Genomic DNA, 13870 nt, shown 5'->3' with positions numbered 1-13870 from the left:
AATAACATACCAGAGAGGAGTAGATGATATGAATCCTGCAATAGAGGCAGAGGTCGTTGTTGTAGGGGGAGGCCCGGCAGGAATCACGGCGGCTATTGCCGCCGGACGGCTGGGGGCGCAGACGGTGCTCATTGAACGATACGGGTTCGTAGGCGGAATGTCTACCGCTGCTATGGTCTATCCTTGGATGACCTTTCACACAGACTCAGGTGAACAGGTCATTAAGGGCATCGCCCAGGAAATTGTAGACCGGCTGCAGGCCAGCGGCGGTTCGCCGGGCCATCTGCGGGATACGGTCGGCTTCGTGCATACGCTGACGCCGTACCATCCTGAGATTTATCAGGTGGTAGCTACAGATATGCTGCGCGAAGCCGGGGTGAAGCTGCTGCTGCACAGCTTTGTGGATGAGGTGATGACCCGTGACGGCGTCATTTACCATGTCGTCGTGACTAACAAATCTGGACGCACGCCTGTTACGGGGCGTATCTTCGTGGATTGCAGCGGAGATGCCGACGTAGCCAAGCTGTCCGGGGCCGAAACGCTGCAGGGCCGGGAGGGGGATAACCGTTCCCAGCCGATGACGATGAAGTTCAGAATGCGCGGCGTTGATTTGCATAAGGTGAAGGCATATATGATCAGCCATCCCGAAGAGTTCTACAGCAAAACGCCGATTGCCGAGCTGCCGGACCTGCCGCTCACCGGGGTAAGCGGATTCTACTCGCAATGGAAACGTGCTGAGGTACCGATCAACCGTGATCAGGTTTTGTTCTTTGCCGGTCCGGCAGACGACGAGGTGCTGATCAACTGCACCCGCGTCCAGGGGCTGGACGCAACGAGCGCAGAGGATCTGACCTTGGCGGAACAGGAGGGCCGCAAGCAGGTTCTGCTCATGGCTGAGTTTCTGAAGCGCGACGTTCCGGGCTTCGAACGGACCTCGATCTCAGCAGTTGCGCCACAGATCGGCATCCGCGAATCGCGGCGGATCAAAGGCTATTACCAGCTGACCCAAGAAGATGTCGTAGAAGGCCGGAAGTTCAGTGATGTCATTGCCCGCAGCGGCTACCCGATCGACATTCATGATCCGTCCGGCAAGGGGGTAACAGCCTCCTTCATCGCCGGAGACGGCGCGTACGATATTCCGTACGGCTGTCTGCTATCCGCCAATGTGTCCAATCTGCTTGCCGCAGGCAGATGCATCTCGACTTCGCACGAAGCGCTGGCCACGACCCGCTTGACACCAAGCTGCATGGCTACGGGCCAGGCAGCCGGAACAGCGGCAGCGCTCGCGGCTGCCGCAGGGGTGAAGCCGCAGGCGCTCGATATTCCGCAGCTGCAGGAGCAGCTGAAGCGGGATGGGGTTGTATTGTAGAGCTATGGAGCGGGAATGTAATCGAAAAACCGACCACATTGGGCACTGGGAGGGTCCATGGGCGCTTTAGTTGCAGTATAATCATTATTTAGCAACATAACAAATATTATGTTAACTAATTGATTATTAGAGACGATCACAAAAGTTAAAAACAATGATAAGTATATATCAATAAACCCCACCCCCGCTTCACAGCAGGTCTGGGGTTTATCTTAGTCTCAAATACCTCAAGCACCAAGCTCACGCTGTGCACTTGCTTCGGCGGCTTCGCGGATGCGAAGTCTTTTATGCGCGGTAATCAGGAAAGGAAGACCGAACGCGGTGGTCAGCGCAAGCGGTACGAATACAGCGGGCCCGTTCAGAACGCCGAAATGATCCAGCAGCAATCCTCCGAGAATAGGCGCCATGACGCTGCCTATATTATTGAAGCCAATCGTACCGAAGTAAGTGCCTTTCCACTCCGGCTTGGCAATCCGGTCGATCAGCATATCCATCATCGTGAAGAGCAGGACTTCCCCGATAGTGAACAGAACCACGCTGAACATCAGTAGGGGTACCCCTCCAGGCATCCCGAACAGCAGCAGACTAAGGGCTACGCAGACATTGCCCAGAATCAGCGGGATAATTGGCGGGAACTTGCTGGCTGTACGCACAATAGGATACTGAACGACCAGCACCGTCACTGCATTAAGCGACAGCATATAAGAGAAAACTTGGCTGCCATTGCTGAAATGGGGGTTCATCGCGAGGTACTGCGCCAGTGTAGAGCTGAAATGGCCATACCCGAGTACGCAAAAGATGGTTCCCAGCAGAACGGGCAGAAATACCTTATCCCGGCCGGTGACTGCGAGCGCATCCAGCAGCTTCGGGGTCCGGGCTTCTCCATGCACAGGCAGGCTGGCACGGTGGACCGAGAATTGCAGGAAGAGAACAAGGCCATAGGCGATATAGACGATCCCGGCGATCATGAACGGGAAGGTGGACTTGGCGGAGCCGAGCTGGAGGCCGATAATCGGGCCGAAGACCACACCCAGATTTACTGCCGCATACCGCAGATTGAAGACCAGCAGCTTCTGTTCCGGCGGGGTAATATCCGACAATAATGCCCGTGAAGTCGGTTCAAATACGGCGCGGCACAGTCCGTTGAGCGTGTTCACCAGGAAGAAGACCCACAGATGCTGCGCTGCGGCGAAGCCGAAGAATACGCAGGCCCAACCGAACACAGAGACCAGCATGACGATCCGGCGCCCGATCACATCCGAGATATAACCGCCGTAGAAGCTAATCATTACCCCTGCCAACGAGCTGACGGCCACCGTGAACCCGGTCTGGGTAGCGGACGCGCCAAGCACCTGCGTGAGATAAATAGAGAGAAAAGGAATACTCATTGAAGTAACCAGCCGGCCGAACATCGTTCCGATGATGATGGTCCAGGCCAGCGGGTGAATGTGGCGCAGATGTTGTTTCATTTGAATCCCCGTCTCCTAGTCCATGTTTTTGATTATGAAGCATGCTTCATATCGAATGATTATGTATAATTGTATAGAACAAAGGGGGAAGTAAAAGTGTAAGGTTTATATGTAACTTTTCACCTTTTAAAAGGAGATTGAGATTATGGACACCAGCAGCACGCATTATCTCTGTTTGGCCGCAGCCCTGGCTCCCGTATATAGCCTCCAGCAGCCGATTCCGGTGACGATTGAGCAGTTGACCGGTATCCTGTGCTGCACACCGCGCAATGTGAAGTTTATTCTGCGGAAGCTGGAGGAGCAGCAGCTGATTGCCTGGATACCTGGGAGAGGGAGAGGGAATCACTCGCTAATGACTTTTTTACGTCATGTGGATGAGGTGCTGGAGGAGAGATTTCAGGAGCTGGTCAACAAAGGCCGGATTAAGCCTGCCATCGAATTGATTGGTCAATACCCGGTTAACGAGCCGCTCAAAGAACGCCTGCTGGCGGTTCTAGATAAGCAAATGGGCTTCTGGAGCGAACCCGGCTCCACTTCCGGGCAGGAGGTGCTGCGGATCTCCCGTAACCGTGCGATGGAAAAGCTGGACCCGGCTACCGTATACACCGCTTTTGAGACCTATTTGCTGGGGCATATTTGCAGTACCTTGATTACCTATGATGCACAGAACGGGGTTTTCCTGCCGGGGCTGGCCCACACGTGGGAGGCTAACGAGAGCAGTACGAGTTACCTGTTCTATCTGCGCAAGGGGGTGCGCTTCCACCACGGCCGCATGATGACTTCCCGGGATGTAAAAGAAACCCTCCAGCGTCTGATCGGACTTAAAAGTCCGGCGATCTGTCATTTTGAGGATATCAAGCATGTGGAGCTGGAGGGGGATTACGTTATCCGGTTTGATCTGGTGCAGCCTAATTTCTTCTTCCTGCATCTGTTCAGCTCGATCTATATGTCGATTGTTCCGTACGATGTGGATTTCGCCGCGCATCCGGTCGGCACGGGGCCCTATCAGGTAGTGGATCTGAGCCAGGATGTGCTTGTACTCAGCGCTTACGATCTTTACTACGGAATCCGCCCACTGCTGGACCGGGTCGAGATCTGGTACCTGCCGCATTTGGCCTCGGGGGTACGTCAATATCAGCTGACGGGTGCCAGTACCAGTCTGAGCAGTGTGGCCGCAGCAGAGGAGGGGAGGAGCCACAGTATCGATTATCCGGCTGTCGGGTGCAGATACCTTCTGTTTAATTTTCGAAAAGAAGGCGTACACCATCATCCCGCAGTCCGGCAGGCCATGCGTATTCTCTACAATCAGCTCGCGCTGATCCGTGAGCTGGGAGGCAACCGGATTATGCCGGCAGACAGCTTCCTTCCCTGGCAGAGCAGTAAGCGGGAGTTCGTAGAAACGTTATTAGAGGAAGCGAAGGTGCTGCTTCAGGACGGCGGATACAGAGGAGAGGTAGTGAAGCTGGCCTACCGGCCCTGTAAAGAGGATCGGGATGAGGGAATTTGGCTGCAGGAGCGCAGCAGGAAGATTGGATTACAGCTTGAGCTGTATCCTTTAGCAGATTATGAACTGCCGGACTTGGTGAGCCATGCGGATCTTGTGATCTGCGAAGAAGTGCTGGAGGATGACTGGCAGTGGGGGATGATCAATTATTTTCGCAATGAGTCCAATTATCTGCATCACCTGCTGCTGGACAGCCAGAAATCTGAGCTCACAGAGGTGCTAAAGCCTTTCGCCCGGTTGGCCGCCGGGGAGAGGGCAGAGGTGCTGGAGCTGGCCGAAGGCAAGCTGCGTGATAACGGATGGGTACTGTATGGCTGTCACATGAATAAAAAAGCGCAATTAAGTCAGAATCTGTTTGGTCTACAGGCTGGCTCCTTCGGATTTCTGGATATCTCCAAGCTGTGGGTGAAATCGGGGTTTCAGTAATTTGTCTCTAGCCGACTTGCTTAATTGTGAAACGGCTGCTGTCATGAAGGGCAAGGCAAGCAGCCGTTTCTTTGTGCTTGATGCTGGCGGTTAGCGTTATGCTAATGCCCCTGAATTCGCAGAAAGTCGGCGCGAGGCGGGAATGAGGGGCATTAGTTCAGACCGCTTGCTGCTGCTTGCCGTCACATTTTTTGCAGACTGTCAGCTTCTCACCCGCCGGGCCCTTGCCGAAATACAAAAGCTTGATTCGGGTGCTTCCGCAAATCGGACAGGTGCCCCTGGCCCGCGAGGGGGTAGTGTAAAGTGCTTTGCCACGCTTATTTTTGGACATGTGAGTTCCCACTTTCATCAGTAATACTCTATCCTATGCCTTATTTAGCTAAAAAATCATTCGAAGGAGGGCATTATGAAAAAGCTTGTCATCGTAAACGGAACCATGGGAGTCGGAAAAAGTACGATTGTCAGTAAGCTATATAAAGAATTACAACATTCGGTGTGGCTTGATGGAGATTGGTGCTGGCAAATGAACCCTTGGAAGGTTACCGAAGAGAACAAAACTATGGTAATGAATAACATTCATTATATACTCAATCAGTACCTTGACAATTCTATGTTCGAGTACGTATTCTTCTCTTGGGTGATTCATAAGGAAAGTATATTAGAGGAAATTCTTGCAGGCTTAAAGGGAAAGGGATATGAGCTAATAAAAGTTACGCTAATGTGTTCTGAAGAAGAGTTAATAAAGCGTATGCGTCAGGATGGAAGAAGCGAGAGTGAAATCGAGAATAGCATCAACCGGTTAGAGAACTACAAAGAACTGAATACACATAAGCTGAATACGAATGGGAAGGATGTGGATGCAATCATAAAGGAATTTCTACCTATAATAAGAGATCTCAAATCAACAGAGGAGGACAAATGAATCCATTATCTTTTACCCTTTGGAATGATTTGGAGCGGTTTGAATGGGGAGACTATAGCGTCCGCACGGGAAGCTATAAGGGCCGTCAAGCGGCATATCTCGAACAAGCAGGTTCCGCCGTGTTTCTTCGCGAGGACATTACTTTTCCCTGCTATCGTCTTCAAGCTGAGGTTGCGATTCCTGGAGAAATAGGTTTTGTTGGACTTCTATTCGGTGCTAAAGATGCCTGTAATTATGAGCTGGTCTATCTGGCTCCAATCGAAATTCAATACGACCCCGTTATGAATGGCTCAATGACCTGGCAAATTCACAATGGCCCTAAGTATCAGAAGCCGTTACCCAATACGACGGGGAAATGGGTGAATTTTGCCGTGGAGGTGCAGCCGGAAGGTGCAAGGGTCTATATGGGTGAAGATTCCGCTCCTCAACTGGTGATTCCTAATCTTCAGCACGGAGTTCCTGCCGGAAGGATAGGGTTCTGGGGATTCGCCCCTTGTTACATACGCAATCTTGTATTCGAAGAAATACAACCAGCCCCAATCCCGCGAAGGGAAACTGATCTAAAGCAGCTGTCCGCCGATACCTTTGTAACCGAATGGATGGTTTCTGCAACAACTGGGGACGACTGGAATAAAGCCGTTGTAGAAGAAAATGGAATCCTGAACTTCAATCGCCGCTTCACTGCTAAGCAAGGGAGTGTGGTGCGGGCAAGAAGTACTTTTCATCTTGCTGAAGAAGCAGAGAGTTATATAACGCTCAGTTTCAGTGACCAAGTTCGTTTGTGGGTTAATGAAGAAGAAGTTTATCAGGGAACCTGGTGTTGGAATCCTCCTGTGAGTGATGGGCGGATCTATTCAGATTATGCCAGGGTGCCTGTTCAGTGGAAAGCCGGAATGAACACCATTCGCGCTGAGGTGATGAACACAGAGCAGTTTGGCTGGGGACTTTGTGTACGAACAGGACTGTCCAACATGGATTACATAACTGAAGAGGCTGAATGAATTCATACTGAATCAACAAATCATATTTGTTCAGCAGAAAAACGGCCCTTTCTACTCTGAAAAAACAGCGTATAACATAAATTATACGCTGTTTCACTTCAGATCGACTTTTATATGTCTTCTCGCACTAGTTGTCACCTTAAATAGAGTGCTTTTAGTAGAATAATATATTATTAATGGTATTATAATCCATGTAAAGAGTATTGCAGAGAATGTGTCTGTTCTTTCTCCTCTTCGGATTGGAACCCATGCTATACTATTTAAAAAAACATTCGCTGGAGGGAGTCCATTGATTCAAAGCAGCAAGCAGCATAAATGGAGATCAGACAAGCTGGCTCATCTGGGATCATCAATCTTTGCCGAGGTGGCTGCCTGGAAGTCGGAAGCCCGGCAATCGGGACTTAACATCATCGATCTTGGAATTGGCAGTCCGGACCGGGGGCCTCTGCCCGGGATTCGTCAGACATTAAGCGATGCGGTACTGCGGGAGGATAGCTATGCTTATCCGTCGTCCAAGGGAAGTGCGGCGTTCCGTAATCAGGCGGCGAGATGGATGCAGTGGCGATTTGGCGCGGAGGTAGATCCGGAGGAGGAAATCGTCTCCCTGATGGGATCGCAGGATGGACTCTCGCATCTGGCCCTGGCCATCTGTAATCCCGGCGATCTGGCGATTGTGCCGGACCCTGGTTATCCCATTTATTCAGGGGCGCTCGCCATAGCAGGGGTTAGGTCTTGGATGCTGCCTCTCTTGGAGGAGAATACGTTTCGGCCGGATCTGGACAGTATTCCTGAGGAGGTCTGGCGCGAAGCGGCTTTTATCCTGCTCAGTTTTCCCGGCAATCCAATTTCGGTTACGGTGAATCTGGCATATATGGAGCGGCTTGTGGAGCTTGCCCGTAAGTGGGATGTGCTGGTTGTGCATGATCTGGCGTATTCAGAGATGGGGTTCGATGGATATCAGCCGATCAGCATCCTCCAGGTGCCTGGGGCGCGGGACACCGCTGTTGAATTTCATTCCTTCTCCAAAAGCTTCAACATGGCTGGCTGCCGCATCGGCTTCATGACGGGTAATGCTCAGGCCGTCGGGGCGCTGCGGGAGCTGAAAAGCAATGTAGATTACGGCGTCTTCGAGCCGATTCAGGAAGCGGCGGTTGTCGCGCTGGAGCAAGCGATGGTCTCCGGGCCAGAACAAGGAGTGGCTTCGCTATATGAGCGGCGGCGGAATCTTGTGGTAGAGGCGCTACACATTGAAGGTTGGGCGGTACCCTCGCCGGAAGCTACTATGTTTATTTGGGCAAGACTGCCGGATGCCTATGGAAGTGCAGGAGAAGCCGGAAGTTCGCGCCGCTTCGCGCATGATCTGCTGCAGAGAACCGGAGTAGCGGTCATTCCGGGAGATGCTTTTGGCAGCCAAGGGGAAGGGTATGTGCGGATCGCACTGGTTGAGGAAGAAGAACGCCTGTTAGAAGCCACCCGGAGGATCGGGGAGTTTCTGCGTTCAGGCAAGTGAGGTTGAGAAGTGCCTTCGAGTAACATAATCAATATTATGTCAACCTATATAATTCGCTGATCTGAATTCGGGGTAATAAGGATCAACTACAGTTATTCAGGAGGTTGACCTTATGGGATTTAACATTGGAGGCTTAGGCGATAAAATACAAGGAGTAGTCGGTTCCCTTAAAGAAGGACGTGCCTACGAGCTGCTGCAGAAATTACCGCTGGACAAGCTGCCTGTCGAGCAACTGCTGCAGAAGCTGCCGCTGGAGCAGCTGCTATCGAGTTCTTTTCTGCAAAAGTTCACTCCCTTCGAGTCCTTGAAGGATCTGCTGCAAAAAGGAGGATTCTCTGCCGGCTCGGCAGAGGAGATAAAATCGCTCCCGCAGGGTCAGCTCGATGAGCATGTATCGAAGACTACTTCCTTCGGTTCACTGAAGGATATGCTGATCAAAGCAGCGGAGTTCTATTCCCAGCGGAAATAAACGGACCGCAGGTTGTTCTCAATCGGACTGCTGCCGGTTCCGGCAACCTCATATATGTAATCAAGCCCGCACTGGAATTCTCCGGTACGGGCTTGAATTTTTTTTTTTTTTTTTTTTTTTTTTTTTGAAATATAAGGCGTGCCCAGAAAGCGCGTATCTTCTAACCGGTGAAAGTCCGGTCACGGGAGGGGCCAAGCCCCCGTGTAGCTAGGATGCCTGCGTACGGCGAAATCCGTGCGTAGAAGCGCATCGACAAAAGTCCGGTCAGAGACAGGGCGAGCAACCCGCCAGGCCGTAACATGAAGTGAATCCTGCCGCGTCGTCATAAAGGCCCCGCAAGGGGGAAGAGAGGAAGTCGAACCTCGCTTATATGGGTGAAGACCATGGAAGCTGCAGAGAACTTGGAACGGCAGTGAAGAATCCTCCGGCGTATGGGGATCGGCATGGAAGGAAAGAAGACATAGTGAACTGGGGAGACCCTCCCCCACACGGGAGGATTTTTTTTTTAGAAACCCGTAAAAAGACGCTCTATAAGTCCAAAAGATGAAATGAACCGTCTGTGGGAAGGGAGTCCGAGGGGCTCATAGTACCGAGGAACCTAAGGACAACATAACCTTAGGGAGAGAAGGAGCCCTGCTTTGTTTATGCTTTTGGAGGAGGTACGAGTGAGTGAATGCCAGTAGGCTAACGACACCTAAGGAAAAAGTTCAAGAACTCCAAGAAAAGCTAGGTCATGCGGCCAAGGAGAACAACAAGCGTAAATTCCATGCACTGTACGACAAAGTCTACCGCTGGGATGTGCTGAGTGAAGCCTGGAAACGGGTGAAAGCGAACAAGGGGGCTGCCGGAGTAGATACGGTGACGCTCGCGGATATTGAGAAACAAGGAGAAGTGCAATTTCTCAAAGACTGCGAGCGAGCATTAAAGGATGGTAACTACCACCCACAGCCCGTACGGCGGCACTATATCCCAAAGAAAGACGGGAAACCAAGACCGCTGGGCATACCCAGCGTGCGCGACCGAGTGGTGCAGATGGCAACCAAACTCGTCATTGAACCGATCTTCGAAGCGGATTTCGAAGAAGTATCCTTCGGATTTCGCCCGAAGCGAAGTGCGAAAGGAGCACTGGATCGAATCCGGAAAGCCTGCAACCGCAAAGGAAACTGGGTAGTCGACGTCGACATCCAAGGTTACTTCGACAATATTAACCAGGAGAAACTGATGAAATTGGTACAAATGCGTATCAATGACAGACGAATCCTGAAGTTAATCCGGAAGTGGCTTCAGGCGGGAGTCATGGAAGAAGGAAACGTAAGACGTTCCGATTTAGGCACACCACAAGGTGGAGTGATCTCACCACTTTTGGCGAACATCTATCTGAACTATTTTGACCGACTGTGGGAAAAACACGGGAAAGGAGTAGGTGAACTCACGAGGTATGCAGACGATCTTGTGGTGGTCTGTAAAACTAAAAAGGACGCCGGACATGCGTATGAACTCATACGCAGAATCATGGAACGTCTGGAGCTGACGCTACACCCAACCAAAACCCGTATTGTCGGCTTATGGACAGGAGACGAAGGATTCGACTTCTTAGGAATGCACCACCGGAAAAAGAAGGCAGAAACATCCCAAGGCAAGGTGTATTACACCACGCAGCAGTGGCTAACGAAGAAGGCGGAGGAACGAATTCGAGGCGTGGTTAAAGAAAGATTAGCACCGCCCAGCATGCGTTCGAAATCGTTTGCGGAACACGTGGAATGGCTCAATCCCAAGATTCAAGGATGGAGAAACTACTATTACACAAAGTACAGCCAAAAGAGGTTAGCAAAACTGGATTGGTATATTCTGCAACGATTTACCCGGTGGTATGCGAAGAAGAGACAACGAGGAAGATGGATGAGATCCCGGTCAGAAGTTAGATATTTGACCATCCAATATGGACTAAAAACGCTATTGTAATCTGCATGCCGATGAATGACAAACATCGGAAAGCCGTATGAGGGAAAACCTCACGTACGGTTTGATGAGGAGGGGCTGGGTTGCACCAGCCCTTTACTCTAGAATTTATATGTTTCACACGATAAATTATCCTTCTATTTCTCGCCGAAACGGTACCGTCCTTTAAAAGGACGGTACCGTTTCGGCTTGGATAACGATATATTCTAGTAACTTAATGCTTCAACCAAGCTGTAGCCAGCAGAAAAGCTCCTTGGTTAGCCTTAGTATCTGCCAGAGCGTTCAGCATCAAGAAATCGTGGATGATGCCCTGGAAGCGTACGGCTGTGACAGGGACTCCTGCTTCGCGGAGCTTATTCGCATAGGCCTCCCCTTCATCACGAAGCACGTCGGCTTCACCTGTGATAATCAGGGCTTCCGGCAGACCGCTAAGCTGGTCCAGACTGGCCCGTAGCGGAGAGGCCGTAATCTGTGCCCGCTCCTCAGGATCGGTGGTATATTGATCCCAGAACCATTTCATCCCTTCGCGCTGGAGGAAATAGCCTTCCGCGAACTGATGATACGATTCGGTATCGAAGGAAGCATCTGTAACCGGATAGAAAAGCAATTGCTTAGAGATAGCCGGACCGCTGCGTTCTTTGGCCATCAGGGTGATGGCAGCAGTCATGTTGCCGCCGACACTGTCTCCGGCCACACTCAGTCTGGTTGCATCCAGTCCGTACATGGAGCCTTCACGGGTAATCCATTCCAGGACCGCGTAGATTTCTTCAATGGCTGTAGGATATTTGGCTTCCGGGGACAGGCTGTATTCCGGGAATACCACGGCAGCGCCCGTACCCACAGTCAGCTCGCGGATGAGCCGGTCATGCGTGTGGCTGTTGCCGAATACCCAGCCTGCTCCATGAATATAGAGAATCACCGGCAGGGAAGTGCCGGAAGTTCCTACTGGACGAACAATGCGGACCTTCACTTCACCGCCGGGGCCGCCGGTTACGGTCAGATCCTGAAGATCTGCCTCGGGTTTTTCGATATCGTCAGCCTGCACGGTGTTGACCGTTTCGCGGCCTTTTTCCGGACCCAGATCGGTCAGGAAGGGAGGCTTGGCATTATCATCGGCGAATTTCTGAGCTGCTGGTTCAAGAATCACTCTTTTATAATCAGACATAGGTTACAGTCTCCTTCTTCTAGCAGATTAGGTCTAGCTCTCCTCATCCATAACCGCCTGACAAGTTTCTGAAACGTAAAGCGAACGGATAGCCCGGGTCAAAGCGTATATCCAGTATGAAAGGGGGAAGCGAGCGTGAAGGATTATCCCATCACAGAACAACAGGCCAAGGACATGTTTGAAGTACACTCCTCTTATATTTATGGGATTGCCCTTATGATGACCAAGCAGCGGGTGCTGGCCGATGATATTACCCAGGAGACTTTTCTGCGTGCTTTTGCAAAATACCATTTGTACGATCCCTCCAGGCCGCTTCGGCCTTGGCTGTACCGGATTGCCGTCAATACGTCCCGTAATCTGTTACGCAGGAAGACGTGGATACAACTGCTGGCGGGCGTTCCTATAGAGGGAAAAGAGCACTCCGCCGAGAGCTTCGCTCTGCATAGTGAGAATCAGCTGGAATTATGGCAGGCGGTCAGCCAACTGTCCGCGAAGCTGCGCGAAGTGATCACCCTGCACTATTATGCCGGATTATCGCTTCCAGAAACCGCAGAGGTATTAAGTATTCCGCTGGGAACCTGTAAATCCAGGCTTCATGCGGCACTGCGCAAGTTGAGAGAATGCGGTGAACTTGACCCCTGCGTGCTGATGATGAAGGAGGGTCTTAAATGACGACAGCTAAGGACAGGCTGGATGTTGAATCTGAGGCAGTAATCGTACAATTACAAAAGGAAGCTGAACACATGATACACAGTATGCCTTCTTCTGTTCATTTTGATGAATTGTGGCAACTACATACAGGAGGAGTAAAGCAAGCTCCAAGGGGCAGACACCAGTTATCATCATACAAGAAGTGGATCATCAGTGTCACAGCTGCGCTGACGGTTACAGCCGGATCAATTATTGGGATCGGATTCATCTCGCCCACGGTAGCAGAGGCGCTACGCGTCATTCCGTTCTTCGATTATCTGTATGCCAAAGGTGCGGATCGAGACGAATTGAAGCCCATTGAAGAGAAGCAACTCAGTAATCCGGCAGGCGCCTTGGTTACCGATAAAGGCATTACCTTCAATCTGGTAGAGGAATACTATGACGGTATTTCATTGGTGCTTAATTATGAGGTGACCTACCCATCATCCTCAGAGCGCATTACCGGCAAGGAAGCGGCAGTTTTCTATAAGCTCAATTTCGAAGGACATCATCCGCAAAGAATCTCGAGCCACGATTTTACGATTACAGGAGATCATACCTTCGTAGGTACAACCCGTCTAAGCTTTGGGGACAAGGATCTGCCGGATCAACTTAGGCTTAATATGAGTATTGATTGTATCGGGACAACGAGGGGGAACTGGGATGTATCTGTCCTGCTGGATAGGGGGAAGAGTGCTGCGATAAGTACAACCGTCTATCCCAAGGACTTGAATTTCATGTACGATAACTCAATGTATACTGTAGACAAGCTGACTCTTGGTCCAGTAACTTCGCAAGTTATTGTGATGAAAAGATATCCTCATCCAATTCTTTATGCAATGCTTGAAGATGATATTGGGACCTTGTATACGAATCAAGGTGGAGATGGAGCGACTGAAGAGTACTATTATTTCAACTTCTCGCCGCTGACAGAATTTAATCCCAAACCGGAATATATGACACTGGTTATCGCTGAGACAGAGAAAAATAATCAAGTTAAATCGTATGAAGATCGTCAGCGCTTGAGCGGTTCACTCCCGCTGACTCTAAAGGGGAATGAGGGAGGAAACGTTACAATTACGGCTGTTGAATATGAGGAGAAGCAGACGGTTGTATACTATGAGGCCAGTCAGGTGATGAGCCAGTTAACTTCAATAACCCTACAGGAAGGACACGATCAGTCGATTTCACAGATAGGAACGCGGGTACGTATGAGCAAAGATAAACTGGCGTTTAAGCTGATTTTTCCGCCCGTACAGCCTTCTGATAAGCTTGAGATTATAACCGGGTACTTCTCATTTCCAGAGGATATGCAGCAATTCCGTCTGCGGATTCCGGTTCAGTGGACCCCATAGCTGCTGAAATTCATCGCCTATAAAAGAAATG

General features: G+C 50.8%; 12 protein-coding genes. 9 read left to right on the top strand and 3 right to left on the bottom strand.

Translation table 11 applies throughout. The features are described from left to right. The first annotated feature begins 1 nt into the window (after window position 1). The gene (locus MKZ07_RS08375) at window positions 2-1369 is read left to right on the top strand and encodes an FAD-dependent oxidoreductase (protein WP_341027931.1); all 1368 of its coding nucleotides are present in this window, start codon (window positions 2-4) and stop codon (window positions 1367-1369) included. Between the two features lie 227 nt (window positions 1370-1596). Here the strand turns inward: MKZ07_RS08375 and MKZ07_RS08370 are convergent, their stop codons facing one another. Further along, complete coding sequence (locus tag MKZ07_RS08370) at window positions 1597-2838, bottom strand: MDR family MFS transporter (protein WP_036695399.1); 1242 nt, start codon at window positions 2836-2838, stop codon at window positions 1597-1599. Between the two features lie 145 nt (window positions 2839-2983). On the opposite strand from MKZ07_RS08370, the gene MKZ07_RS08365 reads away from it, so the two are divergent. Further along, on the top strand, window positions 2984-4768 hold the full coding sequence (locus MKZ07_RS08365; protein ID WP_036695398.1) for an ABC transporter substrate-binding protein: 1785 nt from the start codon (window positions 2984-2986) through the stop codon (window positions 4766-4768). 157 nt (window positions 4769-4925) lie between these two features. Here MKZ07_RS08365 and MKZ07_RS08360 read toward each other — a convergent pair whose 3' ends face one another. Next, window positions 4926-5099 carry a hypothetical protein gene (locus MKZ07_RS08360; RefSeq protein ID WP_179090462.1) on the bottom strand — a complete coding sequence of 58 codons (174 nt, stop codon included), beginning with the start codon at window positions 5097-5099 and terminating at the stop codon, window positions 4926-4928. A 75-nt stretch (window positions 5100-5174) separates the two neighbouring features. Here MKZ07_RS08360 and MKZ07_RS08355 point away from each other — a divergent pair, with 75 nt between their 5' ends. The 5 genes from MKZ07_RS08355 (at window position 5175) to ltrA (ending at window position 10632) form a co-directional block, all read left to right on the top strand. Next, a complete protein-coding gene (locus tag MKZ07_RS08355) occupies window positions 5175-5690 on the top strand; it encodes an AAA family ATPase (protein ID WP_051493546.1) in 516 nt (171 codons plus the stop codon). Next, window positions 5687-6691, top strand: coding sequence for a hypothetical protein (locus MKZ07_RS08350; protein WP_341025520.1), 1005 nt, complete (start codon window positions 5687-5689; stop codon window positions 6689-6691). The genes MKZ07_RS08355 and MKZ07_RS08350 overlap by 4 nt, the downstream gene beginning before the upstream one ends. A 289-nt stretch (window positions 6692-6980) precedes the next feature. Beyond that, complete coding sequence (locus MKZ07_RS08345) at window positions 6981-8201, top strand: aminotransferase class I/II-fold pyridoxal phosphate-dependent enzyme (protein ID WP_051493545.1); 1221 nt, start codon at window positions 6981-6983, stop codon at window positions 8199-8201. A gap of 112 nt (window positions 8202-8313) precedes the next feature. Further along, on the top strand, window positions 8314-8670 hold the full coding sequence (locus MKZ07_RS08340; protein WP_076158104.1) for a hypothetical protein: 357 nt from the start codon (window positions 8314-8316) through the stop codon (window positions 8668-8670). Window positions 8671-9339: 669 nt separating this feature from the next. Next, entirely contained in the window at window positions 9340-10632 is a 1293-nt protein-coding gene (gene ltrA / locus MKZ07_RS08335; protein WP_036694821.1) for a group II intron reverse transcriptase/maturase, read from the top strand. Window positions 10633-10843: 211 nt separating this feature from the next. Here the strand turns inward: ltrA and MKZ07_RS08330 are convergent, their stop codons facing one another. Beyond that, a complete protein-coding gene (locus MKZ07_RS08330; protein WP_341025518.1) occupies window positions 10844-11794 on the bottom strand; it encodes an alpha/beta hydrolase in 951 nt (316 codons plus the stop codon). A gap of 135 nt (window positions 11795-11929) precedes the next feature. On the opposite strand from MKZ07_RS08330, the gene MKZ07_RS08325 reads away from it, so the two are divergent. Together MKZ07_RS08325 and MKZ07_RS08320 are read left to right on the top strand one after the other, a co-directional pair. Then, window positions 11930-12466: an RNA polymerase sigma factor gene (locus MKZ07_RS08325; protein WP_051493541.1), complete on the top strand. Its 537-nt coding sequence runs from the start codon at window positions 11930-11932 to the stop codon at window positions 12464-12466. Further along, a complete protein-coding gene (locus tag MKZ07_RS08320) occupies window positions 12463-13839 on the top strand; it encodes a DUF4179 domain-containing protein (RefSeq protein ID WP_341025516.1) in 1377 nt (458 codons plus the stop codon). Before MKZ07_RS08325 ends, MKZ07_RS08320 begins: the two co-directional genes overlap by 4 nt. The last annotated feature ends 31 nt before the right edge of the window (window positions 13840-13870 follow it).

The organism is Paenibacillus sp. FSL P4-0338 (genome assembly GCF_038002365.1).
Classification (GTDB): Bacteria; Bacillota; Bacilli; order Paenibacillales; family Paenibacillaceae; genus Paenibacillus_AQ.
Note: the sequence above shows the minus strand (reverse complement) of the source record. Positions and strands in the feature narration are given on the sequence as shown.

Coding starts and splice junctions, on each gene's coding strand:
- MKZ07_RS08350 (WP_341025520.1), top strand. CDS start 5,687: ATGAATCCATTATCTTTTACCCTTTGGAATGATTTGGAGCGGTTTGAA.
- MKZ07_RS08320 (WP_341025516.1), top strand. CDS start 12,463: ATGACGACAGCTAAGGACAGGCTGGATGTTGAATCTGAGGCAGTAATC.
- MKZ07_RS08360 (WP_179090462.1), bottom strand. CDS start 5,099: ATGTCCAAAAATAAGCGTGGCAAAGCACTTTACACTACCCCCTCGCGG.
- MKZ07_RS08370 (WP_036695399.1), bottom strand. CDS start 2,838: ATGAAACAACATCTGCGCCACATTCACCCGCTGGCCTGGACCATCATC.
- MKZ07_RS08355 (WP_051493546.1), top strand. CDS start 5,175: ATGAAAAAGCTTGTCATCGTAAACGGAACCATGGGAGTCGGAAAAAGT.
- MKZ07_RS08365 (WP_036695398.1), top strand. CDS start 2,984: ATGGACACCAGCAGCACGCATTATCTCTGTTTGGCCGCAGCCCTGGCT.
- MKZ07_RS08330 (WP_341025518.1), bottom strand. CDS start 11,794: ATGTCTGATTATAAAAGAGTGATTCTTGAACCAGCAGCTCAGAAATTC.
- MKZ07_RS08340 (WP_076158104.1), top strand. CDS start 8,314: ATGGGATTTAACATTGGAGGCTTAGGCGATAAAATACAAGGAGTAGTC.